General features: G+C 41.7%; 17 protein-coding genes. 10 read left to right on the top strand and 7 right to left on the bottom strand.

What is annotated here, in order from left to right:
- Positions 1–425: 425 nt before the first annotated feature.
- The 3 genes from trkA (at position 426) to BM398_RS07485 (ending at position 3,962) form a co-directional block, all read left to right on the top strand.
- Positions 426–1,787: a Trk system potassium transporter TrkA gene (gene trkA, locus BM398_RS07495; protein WP_092337128.1), complete on the top strand. Its 1,362-nt coding sequence runs from the start codon at positions 426–428 to the stop codon at positions 1,785–1,787.
- A 3-nt stretch (positions 1,788–1,790) separates the two neighbouring features.
- Positions 1,791–3,236, top strand: a complete 1,446-nt coding sequence (locus tag BM398_RS07490) for a TrkH family potassium uptake protein (RefSeq protein WP_092337127.1) — start codon at positions 1,791–1,793, stop codon at positions 3,234–3,236.
- Between the two features lie 138 nt (positions 3,237–3,374).
- Positions 3,375–3,962: a hypothetical protein gene (locus BM398_RS07485; RefSeq protein WP_092337126.1), complete on the top strand. Its 588-nt coding sequence runs from the start codon at positions 3,375–3,377 to the stop codon at positions 3,960–3,962.
- Here the strand turns inward: BM398_RS07485 and BM398_RS07480 are convergent, their stop codons facing one another.
- Genes BM398_RS07480 through BM398_RS07470 form a run of 3 tightly spaced genes read right to left on the bottom strand, consistent with a single transcriptional unit; the run spans position 3,963 to position 7,235 of the window.
- Positions 3,963–4,733 (bottom strand): TraX family protein, encoded by a 771-nt coding sequence (locus BM398_RS07480; protein WP_175531876.1) that lies wholly within the window; start codon positions 4,731–4,733, stop codon positions 3,963–3,965.
- A 19-nt stretch (positions 4,734–4,752) separates the two neighbouring features.
- On the bottom strand, positions 4,753–5,604 hold the full coding sequence (gene thyA / locus BM398_RS07475) for a thymidylate synthase (protein WP_092337124.1): 852 nt from the start codon (positions 5,602–5,604) through the stop codon (positions 4,753–4,755).
- Positions 5,605–5,630: 26 nt separating this feature from the next.
- Positions 5,631–7,235: an MBL fold metallo-hydrolase RNA specificity domain-containing protein gene (locus BM398_RS07470; RefSeq protein ID WP_092337123.1), complete on the bottom strand. Its 1,605-nt coding sequence runs from the start codon at positions 7,233–7,235 to the stop codon at positions 5,631–5,633.
- Positions 7,236–7,350: 115 nt separating this feature from the next.
- Here BM398_RS07470 and BM398_RS07465 point away from each other — a divergent pair, with 115 nt between their 5' ends.
- The 3 genes from BM398_RS07465 to BM398_RS07455 all read left to right on the top strand — a co-directional run bounded on the left by BM398_RS07465 (position 7,351) and on the right by BM398_RS07455 (position 9,953).
- On the top strand, positions 7,351–8,478 hold the full coding sequence (locus tag BM398_RS07465; RefSeq protein WP_092337122.1) for a DUF3048 domain-containing protein: 1,128 nt from the start codon (positions 7,351–7,353) through the stop codon (positions 8,476–8,478).
- A gap of 61 nt (positions 8,479–8,539) precedes the next feature.
- Positions 8,540–9,028 carry a dihydrofolate reductase gene (locus BM398_RS07460; RefSeq protein WP_092337121.1) on the top strand — a complete coding sequence of 163 codons (489 nt, stop codon included), beginning with the start codon at positions 8,540–8,542 and terminating at the stop codon, positions 9,026–9,028.
- Positions 9,029–9,050: 22 nt separating this feature from the next.
- Positions 9,051–9,953 carry a diacylglycerol/lipid kinase family protein gene (locus BM398_RS07455; RefSeq protein ID WP_092337120.1) on the top strand — a complete coding sequence of 301 codons (903 nt, stop codon included), beginning with the start codon at positions 9,051–9,053 and terminating at the stop codon, positions 9,951–9,953.
- A 165-nt stretch (positions 9,954–10,118) separates the two neighbouring features.
- On the opposite strand, the gene araA is transcribed toward BM398_RS07455, so the two are convergent.
- The gene (gene araA / locus BM398_RS07450; RefSeq protein WP_092337119.1) at positions 10,119–11,615 is read right to left on the bottom strand and encodes an L-arabinose isomerase; all 1,497 of its coding nucleotides are present in this window, start codon (positions 11,613–11,615) and stop codon (positions 10,119–10,121) included.
- A gap of 153 nt (positions 11,616–11,768) precedes the next feature.
- The gene (locus BM398_RS07445) at positions 11,769–12,857 is read right to left on the bottom strand and encodes a GntR family transcriptional regulator (protein WP_092337118.1); all 1,089 of its coding nucleotides are present in this window, start codon (positions 12,855–12,857) and stop codon (positions 11,769–11,771) included.
- A gap of 161 nt (positions 12,858–13,018) precedes the next feature.
- Here BM398_RS07445 and BM398_RS07440 point away from each other — a divergent pair, with 161 nt between their 5' ends.
- From BM398_RS07440 to BM398_RS07430, 3 genes are read left to right on the top strand one after another with little or no spacing between them, the layout of a single operon-like run.
- Positions 13,019–13,948, top strand: a complete 930-nt coding sequence (locus BM398_RS07440; protein WP_092337117.1) for a leucine-rich repeat protein — start codon at positions 13,019–13,021, stop codon at positions 13,946–13,948.
- A 15-nt stretch (positions 13,949–13,963) separates the two neighbouring features.
- Positions 13,964–15,346 (top strand): vWA domain-containing protein, encoded by a 1,383-nt coding sequence (locus BM398_RS07435; protein WP_092337116.1) that lies wholly within the window; start codon positions 13,964–13,966, stop codon positions 15,344–15,346.
- A gap of 38 nt (positions 15,347–15,384) precedes the next feature.
- On the top strand, positions 15,385–16,920 hold the full coding sequence (locus tag BM398_RS07430) for an ATP-binding protein (protein ID WP_092337115.1): 1,536 nt from the start codon (positions 15,385–15,387) through the stop codon (positions 16,918–16,920).
- Between the two features lie 185 nt (positions 16,921–17,105).
- Here BM398_RS07430 and BM398_RS17400 read toward each other — a convergent pair whose 3' ends face one another.
- Positions 17,106–17,903, bottom strand: coding sequence for an IS4 family transposase (locus BM398_RS17400; RefSeq protein WP_218141017.1), 798 nt, complete (start codon positions 17,901–17,903; stop codon positions 17,106–17,108).
- 3 nt (positions 17,904–17,906) lie between these two features.
- Positions 17,907–18,419, bottom strand: a complete 513-nt coding sequence (locus tag BM398_RS17395) for a hypothetical protein (RefSeq protein ID WP_051563075.1) — start codon at positions 18,417–18,419, stop codon at positions 17,907–17,909.
- A gap of 456 nt (positions 18,420–18,875) precedes the next feature.
- On the opposite strand from BM398_RS17395, the gene BM398_RS07420 reads away from it, so the two are divergent.
- Positions 18,876–19,844 (top strand): alpha/beta fold hydrolase, encoded by a 969-nt coding sequence (locus tag BM398_RS07420; RefSeq protein ID WP_026512991.1) that lies wholly within the window; start codon positions 18,876–18,878, stop codon positions 19,842–19,844.
- The last annotated feature ends 256 nt before the right edge of the window (positions 19,845–20,100 follow it).

Raw genomic sequence — 20,100 nt, 5'->3', positions numbered from 1 at the left:
GCAACATAGTATAAGAAACCAAATGGTGAACAAAGCGAGACGATCAAAGCTATTACTGACAATATCAAAAGAAACCTTGTGAGTTTGTCCATTCCGTAGGAACCGTAACGTCCTTGGAAAAATTGGGAGAAAATATTTCTCATTTTCGGTCTCCTTATTATGAAATTATATACAAAAGTCGGTGTAAAAAGCTTCACCGACATCATAATTGTACTGTCAGAATGCTATATATACAATGAACTTAAGGGGAAATTATTATAAAAAAACGATAAAACAGCGACTTTCAGGACTTTTATGTTCAAGAAAACCTTGTTTTAGCGCTTTTTGAGCAGGTTGATTATTATCTGATTAAATTCTATAATAATAGAGGTTGCTCAGGTTTTTTTGTTGGAGCAACCTTTTAGTCTTTTATATGGAGGAATTATATGCAGATCATAGTAGTTGGCTGTGGAAATGTCGGCCAGACGCTTACTCAACAACTTAGCAAGGAAGGACATGATATAACGGTCATAGAGGAGAATAGCAATGTTCTTCAGTATGTGGTCAACAGTTATGATGTCATGGGAATAGTAGGTAACGGTGCCAGCTATTCCATAATGAAGGATGCAGGTATTGAGTCGGCGGATCTTATGATTGCTGTTACTGAGTCGGATGAACTTAATCTTCTTTGCTGTCTTATAGCAAAGAAAGCAGGTAACTGTCATACAATAGCCAGAGTTCGTAATCCGATCTATAAAAAAGAGATCAATTTCATCAAAGAAGAACTTGGTCTTTCAATGGTAATCAATCCCGAGGAAGCAGCGGCGGGAGAAGCGGACAGACTGCTTAAGTTCCCGTCTGCAACTAAGGTTGAAACTTTTTCAAGGGGAAGAGCGGAGCTCGTAAAGTTTATCGTTACCAAGAATCTCAGAATTTGCGATAAAGCTTTGAAAGATATCCCCGACGATCTTAAGAAACAGGTCATTATCTCTGTGGTATCACGTGACAATGAAGTATTTATTCCCGATGGTAATTTTATATTAAGGGCAGGGGATGAGATAACAATTTTCGGATCCGGCAGAAATACACTTGCTTTCTTCAGAAAGCTCGGACTTCCGACAGCAAAGGTTCCTTCGACGATAATTGTAGGCGGAGGAGAGACAGGTTTTTACCTTGCAAAAGAGCTCATGTCTATCGGAATCAAAGTTACGCTCTTTGAGAAAAATCCTGTAAGATGTAAGGAGCTTTCAGAACTTCTTCCTCAGGCACTTATAATAAACGGGAACGGAACAGATAAAGACATGCTCCTTGAAGAGGGCATTACTTCTGTCGGTTCTTTTGTAGCTCTTACAAATCTTGATGAGGAGAATATTATGCTCTCAATGTATGTTAAGAGCATAAATCCCAAGGCAAAGATCATTACCAAGGTTCATAGGGTAAATTATGGCGATATAATCGGTTCACTTGATATAGGAAGTGTCATCTATCCCAAGAATATTACGGCTGACAGGATTGTTCAGTTTGTAAGAGGAATGTCTGCTTCCCAAGACAGTAATATCGAGACACTTTATAAGCTCAATGATGAGCGCGTAGAAGCACTTGAGTTTATTGTCAGAAACGGAAGCCCTGTAATTGGAGTTCCTCTTGCACAGCTTAATCTTAAGAAGGGTATTCTTATTGCCTGCATTAATCACTACGGAGAGATCATATCTCCTACAGGTGCGAGTGTGATAAAGGACAGAGATTCTGTTATCGTTGTTACAACACAAACAGGATTAAAAGACATAAATGATATTTTGGAGAACTAAAAAATGAATTATTCAATGATCAGATACATTCTCTTCAGACTTATGAGAGTCATGGGATGTCTGTTTGTTTTGCCATTCGTGGTGGCAATAATCTATAAGGAATACGACAGTGCTGTGTCTTTCCTGGCGCTCGCGGCGGTTGCCATGATTGTCGGAGTCATTGGCTCTCGTAAGAAACCTTCAAACAAAGTTATCTATGCAAAAGAAGGCTTTTCCATTACGGCCGTGGCATGGATACTTATGAGTCTTTTGGGCGCGGTTCCTTTTGTTATTACCGGAGCTATTCCCAATTACATCGATGCTGTGTTTGAGACAATATCAGGTCTTACGACAACCGGAGGAAGTATTCTCACAAGTCTTGACGGTATCGAATACAGTGTACAGTTCTGGAGGACATTTACTCACTGGATCGGTGGAATGGGAGTTTTGGTATTCCTTCTTGCAATCGTTCCGATGGCGGACGGCTACAGTATGCATCTTATGCGTGCGGAAAGCCCGGGGCCTGTTGTAGGTAAGATTGTTCCCAAGGTAAAAGATACTGCTAAAATTCTTTATCTTATATATTTCGGAATCACGGTTGTTGAGATCATATGCCTGTTCCTTTCGGGAATGCCGCTTTACGATGCGATAACAATATCTTTTTCAACCGTTGGTACAGGTGGATTTGCTGTTAATAACGCCGGTGTGGGCGGATATTCCGTATTAAGCCAGGCCATAATCATTGTATTCATGGCACTTTGCGGAGTAAATTTCACCGTTTACTATTTTCTTTTGAACAAGAAGCCAAAAGAGGCTTTTGCAATAGACGAAGTAAAATTCTATTTCGGAACAATGTTTATAGCGGCTGCACTTATTGCTGTGAATATTTACAGAGCGGGAGTTCTTAATAACGCAGGACTTTCGTTCCACCATTCGCTCTTTGCAGTTGTTTCCGTTATGACTACGACAGGTTTCGGAACGCTTGATTTTGACAAGTGGCCGATGTTTTCCAAGATGATCCTGTGTATCTTGTCGCTTGTCGGAGCGTGTGCCGGTTCGACGGGCGGTGGTTTCAAATTTTCGAGAGCTATTATCGTAGTAAGGAACTTTAGGAATGAACTTAACTTTATTGTTCATCCCAAAGCTATCAAGAGAGTATATATGGACGGACATACGGTTGAAGGTACCACGGTTAAGTCGGTTTCTGCGTATCTTGGCCTGTATGTTATGACATTTATTGTTTCAACAATAATCGTTGCACTTGATAATTTTGATTTTCAGACTACAGTAACCTCAGTTGCGGCTACTCTTAACAATATAGGACCCGGACTTGGAATGGTTGGTCCCATGGGCAATTATTCAGAGTTCTCTGCTTTGTCCAAATTGGTTCTTATGTTTGATATGTTGGCGGGAAGACTTGAACTTTTGCCAATATTTATTATCATGAAACCCAAAACATGGCGTAGATAAGGCGTTTGTTGAGAAACTGAATAAAATTTGCAATATTTTTGAAAAAATCTATTGGAATTTGTGTCCAAATTGTGATAAACTTTAGTTTATTCTGTGAAATAAAAGTTAAAAAAGTATAAAGTTTGTTTTGAGGTGAAGATGAAAAGAGCAAGATGGGTGGTTATTGTTCTTGCTGTGGTATTTGTAGTTGCTTTGTCAGCCGTATGTCTGCATGTTTATAACAGACACGGTTCAAATCAGCAGGCAGCTGATAACGAAGATGCATACTATGCCGCAGAAGAAACACTTCTTAAGTATTTGGGCGTCGATGACAAAAAGGATGATGCTTCTGGTAGCGACGAAGAAATAGTTGCAGATTTGTCTACAAACAGCAGGTTTACTCAGCGGGTAACGGTTAAAGACGATAATGATGAGATGCTCCCATACAGCGGAACGATAACAAAAGATCCGGATTCATTTTATCCGGGGACATATGAGATATCATTTAATCAGAATGATCTATTGCCAAACAAGGCTACTGTTGAAGTTGAGATGGATGTATTAAAGGGCGATGAGGTCTATATACTTACCGGAGATAAGGATTCGGGTTATACGGAATATGCGGTTGTTACCGTAGATAAGTACAACACTGTCAGATTTTCAACGGATATGTTGCAGACATATACTTTGTCTACAACGAATATCGCTGCAGCACAGGAAGCTATGGCGGGAATCGTAGGCGATTGATCAGTTTGAAAGTGCACCGGCAATAAGAAGCCTGGTCACATATAAGATGATGAGATGAACAGGGTAGAAGGCGTAGAACAGATATTTATATCTGCCAAGCTTTTTACCTTGTTTTTGATTATACAGACATATGAGGAGAAAGGCAGGAAAACTTTGCCATTCCGTGTTGTATGAAGCAATAACAAAATATGCGGCGAGTACATTTAAAGGGAAAAGAGGCTTAAAGAAGCAGAATATCACTGCAAGGAAGATACCATAGCATTTGTAGTCACTCTGCATGAAAGCGGCAGTGCCGGATGTGAACAGGATAATGAAGATACCTGCGACCATAGCATAAGTGGCATTCAGATTCCTTTTTTGAAAATAATTACTTACGGCGTCTACACTCCATAATGTGATAAGCGCAAGAAAAAGAGTTATGCATACGTTATTGTTTTCAAGATGTAGTCCGCTGTAAAAGGCATAGTCGTAAGGAAGCTCTGATATCAAAGCAAAAACAAGCAGACTAATTGCGTATTTTAGTCTGCTTGAAGTATGTAGGAATCCTTCTGCGATGAGAAAGATAAAGAGAGGGAAAGAAGTCCTTCCTATAAATCTCATCGACTTATATATCGCGTTAAGGGTGTCAAAAGACATCCCCACGGGTAAAATGTCATCTTCTACCAGTGGAGCAATTATAGCTGCACCTATGTGGTCTATAAGCATTGTCACGCAAGCTATTATTTTTAGTGTGTTTCCTGATAATTTGCGGAAACTTGCAAATTTGTCCATCAGTCTAAGCTCCGCTTCGTCAGATTGCAATAGGAATGTCTTTAAGCTGCTCTCCGGCAACTTCGTAGTTTTCAAGTGATACGTCATTTCTTGTAAATTCGTAGAAATCCTTTATGTCCGGATTTAATGTGAATTTGGGAGCGGGAAGAGGAGTTCTCTTAATAAGCTCTTTTACAAGAGGAATGTGTCTGTCGTAGATGTGTGCATCTGCGATAACGTGTACAAGTTCGCCGACGTTCATATCACAGACCTGAGCCAGCATATGAACAAGAACCGCGTACTGAACAACGTTCCAGTTGTTTGCGGCAAGCACGTCCTGTGAACGCTGATTGAGTACAGCATTGAGCGTAAGCCTGTCTTCGCCCTTTTTCTGGGTGACATTGTAAGTTACGCTGTAAGCGCAGGGGTACAGGTTCATTTCGTGAAGATCTGAGAATACGTAAGTGTTTGTCATGATACGTCTGCTGAAAGGATTGTTTTTAAGGTCATAGATGACTCTGTCGATCTGATCGAACTCGCCTTCTTTGTATATGCTTTTTTGAGCAATCTGGTAGCCGTAGGCTTTTCCGATTGAGCCTGTTTCATCGGCCCATTCGTCCCAGATATGGCTGTGAAGATCGTTTATGTTGTTGCTTTTTTTCTGGTAGATCCAGAGTATCTCGTCAGTTGCGCTCTTAAGTGCGGTCTTTCTGAGAGTCATGATAGGAAACTCTTTTGAAAGGTCGTATCTGTTTACGACACCGAATTTCTTTATGGTATAAGCGGAAGTTCCGTCCGGCCAGTGTGGGCGAACTTTCTCACCTTCTGTTGATGTTCCGTTTTCCATGATATCGTTGCACATGGAAATAAAAATTTCATCGGCTTTTGACATACCGTTCCTCCTAAATATATATAACTTTATTTTCCCCATTTGTCGCATAATGCGATTATTTGATCTGCAAATTTTGCTTTGTCTTTGTTTGTCATGCCTTCGCTCTTTGCGATTATGCCGACAAGTCTTGCACCGGCTGCTTTGAGTCTTGCATAGACATCGGATACGAGAGTGGCTTCTTTGGTCTTCTTGGGAACAGGAACAGCCTCTTTTATGAAGGTTCCTGACACGAGGTCAAACTCAGTTCCGCTGTAAGGCGCATATGTATCGAATCCGTACTCGTCCCTGAGAAGTTTGGCAAAAGAGCTGCATACGCTGTCTTCACCGTGTACGACAAATACTTTTTTGGGACGCTTTGCGCTGAATCCGTTTATCCATTCAATAAGTCCGTTTTTATCGGCATGTCCCGAAAGCCCTTCAAGCTTGCAGATATCTGCCTTAACATCAACAGTTTCGCCAAAGAGTTTTATCTGTTCGGCGCCGTCAATGATAGTTCTTCCCGTTGTGCCGACCGATTGGTAGCCGACAAACAAAATTGTGCATTCTTCACGCCAGAGATTGTGCTTTAAGTGGTGCCTTACACGGCCTGCTTCGCACATTCCGGATGCAGAGATGATGACCTTCGGCTCAGGGTCTTCGTTGATGGCTCTTGATTCTTCTGTTGTGATGGCAAGATTAAGACCCGGAAAAGTTATGGGATTTATCTTGCGCTTTACAAGTTCCATAGCCTCTTCATCGTAGCATTCGTATCGGTTTTCATCGAATATCTCAGTTGCTTCAACGGCAAGCGGACTGTCTACAAATACCGGGAAATTCGGGAAGGATCTTACGAGTCCGTCCTTTTTTATTTTCCTGATAAAGTATAGCATTTCCTGAGTTCTTCCGACGGCAAAAGAGGGGATGACAACATTTCCGCCTCTTGCAAAAGTTCTGTCGAGAATTTCCGACAGCTCTTTTATATAATCGGGTTTCTCAGTCCCGTGCAGTCTGTCTCCGTAGGTTGATTCAATCAGAACATAGTCTGCGGAATCTGTAAGCTGCGGATTTTTTATCAGTGGCTGATCTTTGTTTCCGATATCGCCGGAAAAGACAATTTTCTTGCTGATATTTTTTTCAGTAATCCATACTTCAATGCTGGCCGAACCGAGAAGGTGGCCGATGTCGGTGAAACGTATCTTTATTCCGTCACAGACGGTTATCTCATCGCCATATTTACATGGAATAAAAGACTTGATCGTCTTTTCTGCATCTTCCATGGAATAGGAGGGCTCCATCTGCGTTATTTCTTTATTTCGTTTGGCTTTTCTGTTGCGCCATTCGGCTTCCTGCATCTGAATGTGAGCACAGTCTCTGAGCATGATGTTGCACAAATCGCAGGTTGCGTCGGTTGAGTATATTTTTCCCCTGAATCCTTTGGCGTATAAAAGCGGAAGATTTCCCGAATGATCCACGTGAGCGTGGGTGAGAAATACATAATCTATTTCGGGAGCTGAAACGGGAATGGGAACATTTTCGAAATAATCTTTGCCCTGTTCCATTCCGTAATCTATAAGAATATTTTTTCCACAAGCGGAAAGTAAATGGCAGCTGCCCGTTACTTCGTGGTCAGCGCCGATAAAGGTAAGTTTCATGGCGTTTCCCCCTTTCAAATAGCATATCATAATTTCTTGGTGGAAAAAATAGGCGATATTTGGTAAAATAATTGCATTGACTTAATTAGCTAAGAAAAATTGGGAGATGTTTACTATGAAAAAAAGGGAAAAATTTATTGCGATTGCAATGTGCACAGCTATGGCTTTTTCCGTTGTAGCTTGTGGAAAAGATAAGGGAGCTGATGATTCATCACTCTCAGTTTCAGTTGAAGATGTTGCAAGCGATGCTTCTTCAGAGGCATCATCAGAGGAAGCAGAGAACTTTGAAATTCCTGAAGGAATGTACCTCAGTGAGATCACAGGTGAGCCTATCAGTGAAGAACTCAAAGATCAGCGTCCTATCGCTGTAATGGTTGATAATGAGAAGACAGCGCTTCCTCATTTCGGAACATCGGAAGCAGACGTTGTTTATGAGCTTATGAACAGCACACAGAATGACAGAATCACAAGACTTATGTGTATCGTTAAGGATTGGGGTCAGATCAAACAGATGGGTAGCGTAAGAAGTACACGTCCCACAAACATTCTTCTTGCAGCTGAGTGGAATGCGGTTCTTTGCCATGACGGTGGCCCTTTCTATATCGATGAGTATTTGAAGAATCCTTGGGCACAGCATTTCTCAGGAACATTCCAGAGAGTAAAGAACGGTAAGCCCAGAGAATTTACAGAGTATGTTTGCGAGGGAGATCTTGATAAGAACTTCTCAAGCAAAAAGAGTGATTCTGCATATTCAACAACTTATACAGAGTATAAGAACGAAGGAAGTCACTTCAACTTTGCTCCCTACGGTAAGGAAGTAGACCTTACAAAGGTTTATGACAGAACATATCCTGCAACTGAGATTGCACTTCCTTTCTGGCACAATACTTCAACACTTAAGTATAACGAAGAGACTAAGGAATATGAGTATTATGAGTACGGCTCACGTCACGAGGACGGAGAGGATAACGAGCCCCTCAGCTTCAAGAATGTACTCATCCAGAAATGTGATTTCCATCAGTATGATGAGCACGGTTATCTTATTTACAACTGTATCGCAGCAGGACAGCCCGGATGGTATATCACAAACGGTGTTGCCAAGGACATTACATGGGTTAAGGACGGCGAGACACATGTAACTAAGTACTATGACGATAAGGGCGAAGAGATTCAGATCAACACAGGTAAGACATATATCACACTTGTTCCGGCTGATACATGGGATTCACTTACTGTACAGTAATAAAATAATAGACTATGAGGGCTGCAATATATTGCAGCCTTTTACTATTTTGGAGGAGAATATGAAAGCAATAGTAGCAGTGGATAAGAATTGGGCAATCGGATATCAGGGACGCCTTTTGGTGAGCATCAGAGCCGATCAGCAGAATTTTAAGAATTTAACAATGGGAAAGACTATCGTGTACGGTCGCAAGACTCTTGAGACTTTTCCACGAGGGGTAGTGCTTCCCGGAAGAAGTAACATTATCCTTTCAACAAGGAAAGACTATGAAGTAAAGGATGCTGTTGTTGCACATAATAAGGAAGAGCTCGCTGAGCTTTTAAAAGATGTTCCTTCCGACGATATATTTATCATTGGTGGAGCAAGCGTGTATAATGAATTTATCGATGAATGTGATACAGCTATTGTCACTTTTATCGATAAGGAATATCAGGCAGACAGTTTTTTTCCTAATCTTGATGAAAACCCTGCCTGGGAACTTGTAGAAGAGAGTGAGGAACAGGTTTATTTCGACATAACATATACGTACAGGACATATAAAAAGAAATAAAGCTACAACGGGGGTAACGCATATGGAGAAAAGAGTTCTTATTTTGATAAATAAAACTGCGGGGGTTGGAAAAGCAGGAAACTATACGTTGGACATAGTTACGAGGTTTGCAAAGGCAGGATATGAGCCGGTTGTGTTCCCTATTTTGCCTGAGGATGATATTACCTCGGAAACTATCATTTATCAGTATGACGGTCGTGTAGACGCCATACTGTGCAGCGGCGGCGACGGAACGCTTAATCATGTTGTAAACGCGATAATGCGTATGTGCAATAAGCCAATTTTGTCATACATACCTGCGGGAAGTACAAATGATTTTGCGAAAGGCCTCGGAATACCCGGAGTAAGAGCGAAGGCAATCGAAGCTGCAGTGGACGGTAAGCCGTTCAAGTATGATGTAGGAAAGATGAATGGCACGTATTTTAACTATGTTGCGGCATTCGGAGCTTTTTCTAAAGTAAGTTACGCGACGGATCAGGAACTAAAAAATGTTCTTGGTTATGCGGCATACTTACTCAGTGCGGTTGCAGAACTTCCGCAGAATATCGGATACAGCTGTCATATGGAAATTGAAGCGGACGGAGTAAAAGAGAGCGGTGACTACGTTTTCGGAGCAGTGAGCAACTCGTCATCTGTTGCGGGAATGACGCTCTTTGGAGATGAGCTTATACAGCAGGATGACGGACAGATGGAGCTTATCCTTATACACGCGCCTAAGAATCTTGCGGAGTTTAATTCAATAATCTCGGCACTTGCAATGAAGCTTCCCGATAATCCGTACCTTACATATAAGCAGGTTAAGCATGTTACGTTCAAGGCTTCTGAAGAAGTTGAATGGACTTTGGACGGCGAATATGGCGGTTCTTACAAGGAGACTGATGTATCTGTTATTGAGAAAGCTATAACCATCAGGACAAAGAATTAATAAAGATATACAAAAGGCTGACGCTACGGGGGTACCTAAGCGTCAGCCTTTTGCATAAGTTGTGCAATTTTTTAGGGAAGCGCGAAGCGTTTTGCACTTCCCGCGAAGTGGTTAAGGAAATACTGTAATGGCCGGTATTTCCTTGAAAAAAAGAGGTTTGTGGGGTTATCTATAGAATACTTCACCGAGCTTAAGGTCTCTCTTAAACGCCGGTATAGAAGTGTTCCTATCAATAATTACAGATTCAATTCCCATGATCTCAGCCCAGTCAGCCATTTGGTCTACTGTGAGGTCATAAGAGAATGCTGTGTGGTGTGCACCGCCTGCAAGAATCCATGCTTCAGCACCTGTGTAAAGATCCGGATAAGGTGTCCAGTATGCTGTTGCAACAGGAAGATTAGGCATGGGCTTTTCTGTCTTTTTACATTCAACTTCGTTGATGATAAGACGGAATCTGTTGCCGAGGTCAACAAGTGATGTGGCAATACCTTTTCCTTCCTTTGATGTAAATACGAGTCTTGCGGGATCTTCCCTGTCACCCATTGAAAGAGGTTTAACCCTGATACTGATAGGGCCGTCTGCGATAGTAGGGCATATCTCAAGCATGTGAGCTTCGAGTATTCCTTCTTTTCCTCTTACAAGGTTATATGTGTAGTCCTCAAGCATTGAAGTTCCCTTAGCGTCCTTCATGCCTGCAGTCATTATCTTCATAAGGCGAACCATTGCGGCAACTTTCCAGTCACCCTCTGCGCCAAATCCGTAGCCTTTTTCCATGAGTCTCTGGATTGCAAGTCCGGGAAGCTGGCCGAGTGAACCGAGGTCACCGAAGTGTGTTACGATTGCCTGATAGTTCTTTTCCTCAAGAAATCTCTCAAAACCAAGTTCTATCTGAGCCTGAACGGCTACGTGTTTCTTGAATTCATCGGGATCTCTTCCGTCGAGAATGATCTCATACTTGTCATAATATTCATCGAGTAGTGCGCTTACGTCGGCAGCACTTACAGCAGCTACGCTGTCTGCAATCTCGTTTACGGGATAGGTATCAACTTCCCAGCCGAATTTGATCTGTGCTTCAACCTTATCACCTTCTGTAACCGCAACGTTTCTCATGTTGTCGGCAACTCGCATAACTCTGATGTGGCTTGATTCCATGACGCCGACAGCGGTTCTCATCCAGGATGCGATTCTGCTTCTTACTTCGTTATCTTTCCAATAGCCTGCGATAACCTTGCGCTCAATACGCATTCTGCTTACGATGTGACCGTATTCTCTGTCACCGTGTGCAGCCTGGTTCTCGTTCATGAAGTCCATATCGATTGTGTCGTAAGGAATTTCTTCATTGTACTGAGTGTGCAAGTGAAGAAGAGGCTTTCTGAACTCCTGAAGTCCGATTATCCAGGACTTTGCAGGTGAAAATGTGTGCATCCATGTGATGACGCCTGCGCATGTTTCGTCAGCATTTGCCTCGTTGAAAGTTTGTCTGATGAGCTGGTTTGTTATAAGAACCGGTTTCCATACAACTTCGTACGGTAACATTCCGGATTTGTTGAGCTCTTCAACAATTTCTTTTGAATGATCGGCAACGTGTCTCAGGACTTCATCCCCATAAAGATCCTGAGAGCCCGTGCAAAACCAAAACTTGTATGACTTTGTTTTGATCATTTGTAACCCTCCTTAAAATATAGCGTTTTTACCCCATGTATTGCTTTCCCTTCTCACAAAAAAGACAATACGTTATAATCTGATTTTCAAACTTGTACGTACGAGTGGTCAAGTTGTAAACATTTCGGAGGGTTATCGTTTGGATGACAAATTCTATTTGCTTTTGCAGGAGTTTCCGACTATGAGTTTGGGCTCTATTACTATTGTTTTGTCGACTTCTTCGCCGCGGATCATTTTAAGTAGTGCTTCAGCGGCAATCTTGCCAAGTTCCTGCTGGGGGTGGGCAATGGTTGTTAGGGTAATGTCTGTGTTACTTGTAGTTTGAGAGTTGTCATATCCTGTGATTGAGATGTCCTCGGGAACTTTGAGACCGAGCTCGCGTATGGCTTTTATGAGGTGAAAGGCTATCTGGTCGTTGTAGGCTACGATGGCGTCAACTTTTTTACCGCTCTTTATCATCTTCTGGAGAGTGGTGTATGGGTGCACGGCTCTGTCTTCCGTGTAGAACCATATGACGTTCTCGGGATCGTAGGTGATTCCTGCTTTTGCGAGAGCTTTGGCGTAGCCTTTGTGCCTGTTTTGTCCCTGTGTGTCATCGCTTTTAAATACTCCGAGGATATTCCTGTGGCCAAGATTGATTAGGTGCTCTGTCAAAAGATATGTGCCTTTCTCGTCATCCATGATGACATGCGGCTTGTCTTCCATAACGGAGTATGCACCCTGAATGAAGATATAGGGGATTCCGTAAGAATCAAGCTTGTCATACAGATACTTGTGCTTGCAGAAAACGTTACTCTTACTGGGTTCTATGATTATGCCGTCGATATTTTTTTCAATAAGTTCTTCCAGACATTTTATTTCTCTTGTTCTTGAGTTGTTTGTATTTTTGAGCACAATACTGTACCCGTTTTCAGAAAGAACGGAATCGATACCGCTTATGACTTTCGGGAAAATGTAGTCCGAAAGGTACGTCATCACAACGGCGATATCCTTTGAGTCCTTTTTGAATCTTGAAGCATCGGAGCAGTAAGTGCCGCTTCCCTGAACCGCATATACAAAGCCTTCATTTATCAGGTTGGATATGGCTTTTCTGACTGTCTGACGGCTTACGCCATACTTTGCGGTAAGCACGTTCTCGGACGGCATTTTTTCTCCGGGTTTTATCTTTTCCTCCAGGATGAGTTGCTTTAGTTCTTTCTCTATTTGCTGATATTTAAGTGATGTTGATTTTTTGTTATCCATGATTGCTCCCCCTTATAATAAGCATGAGATCATATATGTATTTTATCACCGATTAAACGTAAGTTGTGCATACAAGTTTTAAAGCGCTGTGTCCACAATGTTGCGCCAAGGTAGTGGTTTTGGTAAACTTCGAGTAGTGCAGGAAGGAACATTAAAACGAAATGTTTTTGTATGAGAAAAAGAATCATAAAAAAGACGGACATGAATATATTGCGATAACGGGCTATGAGGGCAGCATCAGGAAACTTGTGATACCTCATAAGATTGACGGCGTCACGGTTGAGGAAATCGCAAATCACTCTTTTTCAGGAAGAGACGATATCGAAAGTGTTGTACTTCCCGAGAGTATTAAGACTGTTTTCGGATTTGCTTTTCACAACTGTAAGTCGCTTAAAGAGATAAGCGTGTACGACGGCATAATCGATTATTACGACGGTGTTTTGAGGCAGTGCGACAGTCTGAGAAAAATAGATGTGACTGTAAACAGCGGAAGATACGAGATAATACGAAACTTTCTCGCGGATGTGGACAGGACGCTGAGTTTTTGGATAAAGATTCATCAAGAGGATGGAAGCGTTGAAGAAGCTCTTTTGATCTTTCCTGAATTTCTTTATGACTTCAATGAGAATACCATGGCAAGGACGATTCAGTTCTCTATAGGCGGATCGGGCTATGCGTACAGGGAGTGCGTTGACAGGACTTTCATCAATTTCAGGGAGTATGACAAGCTCTTTGAAAAGGCGATAATAGACGGAAGCGAGATCGCTGAGGATATAGCGATAGGGCGGCTTTTGTATCCGCTTAAACTTGAAGACAGATTCAGAGAAAAGTATGAAGAGTATGTTTCCGATAATTTTGGAAGCATTTTTAACAGATTGATAGATGAGGCATCTGAGACGGAAGAGAATCTTGAGTATATAGGTAAGCTCCTTGATTACAGGACAGGGGCTGATGGAGCTCTTTTCCTTGATGAACATATAGAAGAGGGGATAAAAAGAGCTACGGCTGCCGGAAAGACGTTACTGTGCGCGGTTATTGTCGAACGGAGCAGAAAGTCCGGTGGAAATTTCGAGGAATTCAATCTTTTGTAAAAGGCGGAGGCTGAGATGGAGAAAGACATGGATCAAGGTACTTCCGGAAGTGCGAAAAGAAGGGAGCTTGAGGCTGTAGGTGTAAAGGCGCTTGAGGCTTCGAGAACGGAACTCTATATTGCTATGAGATTCATGGGGGCGGCGCTTATGAGCCTTCGGTATGAGATGGATCTTTCGACCGTGACTGTAGGAACCGATGCGGTGAACATCAGGTACAACCCTTCGTATATATTAAAGCTCTTTGTCGAGGAGCCGGGAAAGCTTAACAGGACGTATCTTCACATGATACTTCACTGCATATTCAGGCATATGTACACTTCGGCGTTTTATGAGGATGAGAGGCTCTTTGATCTGTGCGCCGATATCGTGGTCGAATCTATTCTCGACGGTATGGACTATCCTTGCATCTATAGGGTTACGTCGGATTACAGGGACAGGATGTATGCGCTTTTAGAGGATGAACTCAAGGTCTTGACTGTGGAGAAGTTATACAGATTTTTTTCTGCTGAGGGAAAAGAACTTTCGATAGATGAGCTTGAACGGGCAGAGCGGGAGTTTAAGCTTGATGATCACAGCTTTTTCAGAAGGATTCCGAAGGATGAGCCGGAGAAAGAAAACGACGAAGACGAGAAAATTAAGGAAAAACTGATAAGTCCGCTTGTTTTAAGAGAAATAAAAGATAAGGAAAAAGACTGGGAGAAAGAGGCAAAGCGACTTCAGAGCGAGATAGATGCGCTTTCGAGCAGGGCTTCGGATAAGGTCGGGAAGCTCTCTTTTCTCCTGCAGATACAGAATACTTCAAGGACGGATTACCGTGAGTTCCTGAAAAGGTTTATGATACTTAGGGAAGAGGGCGGTATCGATCTTGATACGTTCGACTATGGGATGTATTCATTTGGGATGGCGCATTACGGCAATATGCCACTCATTGAAGAGAACGAGTTCAGGGAAGTTAAGCGGTTAAAAGAGCTTGTGATCGCGGTAGATACGTCGGCGTCCTGTACGGATACGCTACTTGAGGGATTTCTTCGAGAGGCGGCGAAGATTCTTTTAGACAAAGAGAGCTTTTTTCAGAAGATCAAGGTGCATCTTATCGAGTGCGATGACAGGGTGCAGAAGGATGAGCTTATTGAATCCGTTGAAGATATGGAGAGGCGCATCGGTAAGATTACGGTTGAAGGTGGCTTTGGGACGGACTTTAGGCCTGTGTTTGAATATGTCGAGAACTTGCGCGAAAAGGGAGAGTTTGAGAATCTGAAGGGGCTTATATATTTTACCGACGGATATGGAGAGTATCCGGAAAAGAGCCCTGACTACGATGTTGCGTTTGCGTTTCCGAAGGACGGGGACATCGATGATACAAAGGTGCCGGAGTGGGCGCTGAAGCTCTATGTATAAGGATATATAATTACGTCACAATAGATGAGGGATTGACCATGAACATAAATGAAGCGAAGGAAGAAGTGAAAAATGCCGTGAGGGCATATCTTACGAAAGATGAGAGCGGGCAGTATGAGATTCCCGTAAACAGGCAGAGACCCGTTCTTCTTATGGGGCCTCCCGGAATAGGCAAGACTGCGATAATGGAGCAGATTGCGTGGGAGCTTGGAATAGGTCTTGTGTCTTATACGATAACTCATCACACGAGGCAGAGCGCCATTGGACTTCCGATGATCTCTGAGAAAGAGTACGGTGGGAAGAAGTATTCGGTAACCGAATACACTATGAGCGAGATAATAGCGGCTGTTTACGATCAGATAGAGAAGTCCGGGGTAAAAGAGGGAATTCTTTTCCTTGATGAGATAAACTGCGTCTCGGAAACGCTTGCGCCTACGATGCTTCAGTTTCTTCAGTACAAGACTTTCGGAACACATAAGCTTCCTGACGGCTATATCATTGTGACTGCGGGAAATCCTGCGAAGTACAACAAGTCGGTCAGAAATTTCGATATAGTAACTCTCGACCGAGTGCGTCAGATTGATATTGAAGAGGACTTTGAGGCGTGGAAGGAATATGCATATAAGGTAGGCGTTCACGGTGCAATCCTCGCTTATCTGGAGATTAAAAAAGATAATTTCTACAGCATCAGGACTGAGCTCGAGAAAAGAAGCTTTGTGACCGCAAGAGGCTGGGAGGATTTATCGAGAGTTATCAAGGTTCATGAGAAACTCGGCGTTGTTGTGGATGAGAATCTTGTCAGTCAGTATATTCAGAATGCGGATATTGCTGCTGATTTTGCGACGTACTATGAGCTTTATCACAGGTACAGAGAACTTTATAAGATTCCCAAGATTCTTGAGGGAGAGGTGTTTGAGGACAGGGATGCCCTTCGAAACGGAAGTTTTGATGAAAAGCTCAGTATTATCGGGCTTCTTACAGATAAGCTGATGGAAGAGTTTAGGGACTATGCAAAAGATCAGGCGGTTCAGAAGAGCTTGTTCACAGTCATGAAGGAGTTTCTTGGTTACTGTGAAAAGAAAGTCTTAAAAGCCGATGCTGCTTCGGAGTATTTATTGTCAAAAGCCGATGAGGAGCTGGAGAATTTAAAAAAGGATGTCGAGACCGGAATGGTGAGCCGCGATGATGAGAAGTACAGGCGAATTGCGGCAGCAGAGCTAAAGAACTGCGCGGAGATTATTGCTAAAGACTACGATAAGGATCCTGTCTTAGTGGTAAAAGAGTGGTTCAACAGCAGGGAGCTTTCAAGGAAAAATGCAAGTGAAGTGAGCGGAAGACATCTTACGAACAGTCTTGAATTTATAAATCGCGTGTTTGGCGATGAGGAGTCTCTTTCGGGAAGCCAGGAGATGGTCATTTTTCTTACGGAGCTTTCGAATGCTTACTACAGTCTTAAGTTTGTGCGCGAGACGGGAAATGAAGCGTATTATAAATATAATAAGATACTGCTTTTGAATGACAGGAGGCAGGAGCTTAATGAGGAGATTCGGAAGGTTGTGTATGAACTGGAGTGAGTAAAAAAAGCAATGCGTCGTACATGACCAATGTCATTAAGTTAACATTGACCAATTAAGGGATTAACCAAAGAATCAACAAGAGCGATTGAGGTATTTATATCTTCAATCGTTCTTTTTTTATTTCTGAGCATCACAACAAGACAGACGAAAGTCTGCCGCAAAAAGTATTCAATTAAGTATAATTATGCTACTCTATACAAGAAACCATGAAAAATCTTTGTAGTCAGATTTCGAGTGCGATGTCGTTCTGGCCGTATCGGTATAAGATTTCTTGCAATTATGGTTTCCAGATTGGGTGGTGATGCTCTTTCATAGAAGAAGAGTCTGCACATATGGACGGCAACTGAGAAGTTTGCTTTATATGTATGCTTTCTTTGTTTTTTAGCAATGACTACATGCGAGGTAATCATTTCAGAAAAGTTATACATAATCAGATGTGCATAGATTTCTTGATGGATGCACATCACCTTTTTTGAATGAAAATCAAGCATCCCTAATGTATACTTTAAATCTCGGAAAGATGTTTCAATTCCCCAACGGGCAGCGTATAGTCGCTTTAACTCTGTCGCTGGATACGCGTCTTTGTCAAGGTTCGTGAGTACTGTTTCGTAACTCTCAGTTCCTATTTCAAAACGGACCACCCTGAACTTTAATTCATAAAATATAACAGGATCTGCTTTTCTTGTTTTCTCCGGTAAATAATCGAAACTTGCGTTATGGGGGATAAATCGATATTTATTTTTATCTTTCATAAGTTCCTTTATTTCATTGGTTTGTTTTCGTACAAGCTTCAAGCAAATATCAACATCAAATTCATTCTCTTCAGGGAGTAGCAATCCGTCCTTTATGCCAGCTTTTCCATCTTTTACACGTATCAAAAAGAACCATCCTTTTTCCTGTATATGAGCCATGTTGTTATAAGATTCATATCCCCTGTCTGCGATGACTAAGGCCTTCTGTATGTCTGATTTATCAACCATTTCTTACAATGCCATATGTTCATTCCCACTCATACGCCCTTGTATTCTTGAATCAACATAAATATGTTGTTCAAGATCATAAAGGGCGTTTAAATGAATTAGGTTGTAAGGCTTCTGACCATTTGCCCCTGGAAAATAGGTATCTTCATCATCTGGATTAGTTGCGATTTGAATATCAGAACCATCTACTGCCAATAATCTTAATTGGCAAGATTGCTCGGTTATCTTTTCTGTGAACCCTGCCAATATATCCCTGAAGGCTTCAGGCTTGATTTTGCTCCGTTGTTGGACAAAAGCAGAGGCGGAGGGCATTTCAGGGTCATTATTAAAGATGTCAATCAACTCATTTGTAAGTCCCTTGCTACCCATTCCGATAATACTTTCCACGACTTTTTTAAAAGAGAGTTTTCGTTCTCGTGAAAAATCACGCCCTGGATTTGAACAATACTTATCAGAAGCATTTGCAACAGTTTCAATTTCCGACATTAATAGCTTTTTAATGTGTTTTGGTTTCATATAAGCACCTCCTTGCAATTAACTCTTGCTAATTACAAGGGCCGCTTTCGCTACCTCTCTATTCGATCAGTAGCGAAAGCGGCCGCACATTTTGTCGCTCGTGTCAAGTGTTAAAAAAAAGACCCCTATACCATTTCTGATATAGGAATCTATGTTTGTTATTTTAACTTAATGACATTGAGCCGTGGCTAGCCTTTTTTATGTAATAGGAAATTCCTCTGGAATCTCCTATTACATAAAAAACAAGCTGCGCTTGTAAGATGTGTCTCGCCTGCATATGTACTTAATTGCTTTCAGCAATTGCAGGCTCGCACTGCGGGAGTTTCGCATAGCGAAACTCTATCTTGTTGAATCCTTGACAGGGAAGAAATCCTATGATATAACATACTACGTCAGACATACTATGACAGTCGAGTATAGAAATCGGAATATGTTTTATTAATAGGGGAGAGAAAGATGAAGAAGATAATAGGCCGTGTCACAGGTGTTATTTTGGCAGGGATTGTCCTGTTTATTACTATATTTGCTGTTTATCAGCATTTGAATATGCATGGAGCTCTTAAGCAGCTTAGAACAGAAGGCTATGAAAATCGAGTTTCAGTGGGTGATTATTCGCTTAATGTGTATCAGTGTGGAAAAGAAAATGGTAATCATAGAATAGTTTGCTTATCGGGATTTATTGATGGTGAAGCTGTCATAGCCTGGCGAGAAATGACAAAAGAAATTGAAAAGAATAATGAATTGTATTTCATCGACAGGGCTGGATATGGCTTGAGTGACGACACTAAAAACGATATGACAGTTGAATATGTTGTTGAGGACTATCGCAAGGCTCTTAAAAATGCCGGCGTGAAGCCTCCATATGTTCTTATAGGCCATTCCTTAGGCGGTATATATTCTACTTATTGGGAAAGCAAATATCCTGATGAAATAGAAGGTGTCGCAATTTTTGATGGCGTACCAGTTTATCCGATTGAAGAGGACCAGTACAGTGCTTGGGACTTCTTCCCTGGTTGGATGCATACAGCTGGTAAATTTGGTCTAATCAACGCTCTGATTAAGCCTATCTGTAATGAGGATGATGACGACAGTACTTTTGCTATCTTGGATGAAAAGCATAGAGATATAGCCTGGAGAGTATTATCTAAGACTATGGGTTCAAATGCCTGTAACTCAGAAGAAAAGCTATTTGGAGACAACATTAGAAAGACTTGGGACACCTTAAAAACGAATGAAATACCTAAAGTATATGTTGCGGCCACAACATATGGAGTAGAAAGTGAAAATCCTGATATAAAAGCAACATATATGGAAAAGCTAGGAAATTGTCAGATGGTAGAGTGCCCTGGATGGCATGAAATATATCTGGATAAACCTGAGAAATGCTCAGATATCCTGGTTAATTTTATTAAGGAAATTAATTGATATAATCACCCTATATAATGATGTGAGTGTCAAAAGTAAATTTTGCTTAGCACAAGCTAAAGCCTGTGTACATACTAAAAACTTCTTTTTAGTCGGTTTTTAGTATGATTTTTTATATCAGTTGAGTGGAAACAAGAATGAAAAAGGCTAGCCGATAGAAAATCAATGTCATTAAGTTAAGATGACAGCCCAAAAGATCTCTATGTCAGAAATGACATAGGGGTCTTTTTTTCTTAAAAGGTATTGACAGATTATC

It is taken from the genome of Butyrivibrio sp. M55, from assembly GCF_900116865.1.
Taxonomy (GTDB): domain Bacteria; phylum Bacillota; class Clostridia; order Lachnospirales; family Lachnospiraceae; genus Butyrivibrio.
The sequence above is the reverse complement of the archived record's forward strand: the minus strand, read 5'-3'. Positions and strand labels throughout refer to the sequence as shown.

Bases quoted from the DNA above. Each gene is read 5' to 3' on its own strand.
- trkA (WP_092337128.1), top strand. From the start codon at position 426: ATGCAGATCATAGTAGTTGGCTGTGGAAATGTCGGCCAGACGCTTACT.
- BM398_RS07490 (WP_092337127.1), top strand. From the start codon at position 1,791: ATGAATTATTCAATGATCAGATACATTCTCTTCAGACTTATGAGAGTC.
- BM398_RS07485 (WP_092337126.1), top strand. From the start codon at position 3,375: ATGAAAAGAGCAAGATGGGTGGTTATTGTTCTTGCTGTGGTATTTGTA.
- BM398_RS07480 (WP_175531876.1), bottom strand. From the start codon at position 4,733: ATGGACAAATTTGCAAGTTTCCGCAAATTATCAGGAAACACACTAAAA.
- thyA (WP_092337124.1), bottom strand. From the start codon at position 5,604: ATGTCAAAAGCCGATGAAATTTTTATTTCCATGTGCAACGATATCATG.
- BM398_RS07470 (WP_092337123.1), bottom strand. From the start codon at position 7,235: ATGAAACTTACCTTTATCGGCGCTGACCACGAAGTAACGGGCAGCTGC.
- BM398_RS07465 (WP_092337122.1), top strand. From the start codon at position 7,351: ATGAAAAAAAGGGAAAAATTTATTGCGATTGCAATGTGCACAGCTATG.
- BM398_RS07460 (WP_092337121.1), top strand. From the start codon at position 8,540: ATGAAAGCAATAGTAGCAGTGGATAAGAATTGGGCAATCGGATATCAG.
- BM398_RS07455 (WP_092337120.1), top strand. From the start codon at position 9,051: ATGGAGAAAAGAGTTCTTATTTTGATAAATAAAACTGCGGGGGTTGGA.
- araA (WP_092337119.1), bottom strand. From the start codon at position 11,615: ATGATCAAAACAAAGTCATACAAGTTTTGGTTTTGCACGGGCTCTCAG.
- BM398_RS07445 (WP_092337118.1), bottom strand. From the start codon at position 12,857: ATGGATAACAAAAAATCAACATCACTTAAATATCAGCAAATAGAGAAA.
- BM398_RS07440 (WP_092337117.1), top strand. From the start codon at position 13,019: ATGTTTTTGTATGAGAAAAAGAATCATAAAAAAGACGGACATGAATAT.
- BM398_RS07435 (WP_092337116.1), top strand. From the start codon at position 13,964: ATGGAGAAAGACATGGATCAAGGTACTTCCGGAAGTGCGAAAAGAAGG.
- BM398_RS07430 (WP_092337115.1), top strand. From the start codon at position 15,385: ATGAACATAAATGAAGCGAAGGAAGAAGTGAAAAATGCCGTGAGGGCA.
- BM398_RS17400 (WP_218141017.1), bottom strand. From the start codon at position 17,903: ATGGTTGATAAATCAGACATACAGAAGGCCTTAGTCATCGCAGACAGG.
- BM398_RS17395 (WP_051563075.1), bottom strand. From the start codon at position 18,419: ATGAAACCAAAACACATTAAAAAGCTATTAATGTCGGAAATTGAAACT.
- BM398_RS07420 (WP_026512991.1), top strand. From the start codon at position 18,876: ATGAAGAAGATAATAGGCCGTGTCACAGGTGTTATTTTGGCAGGGATT.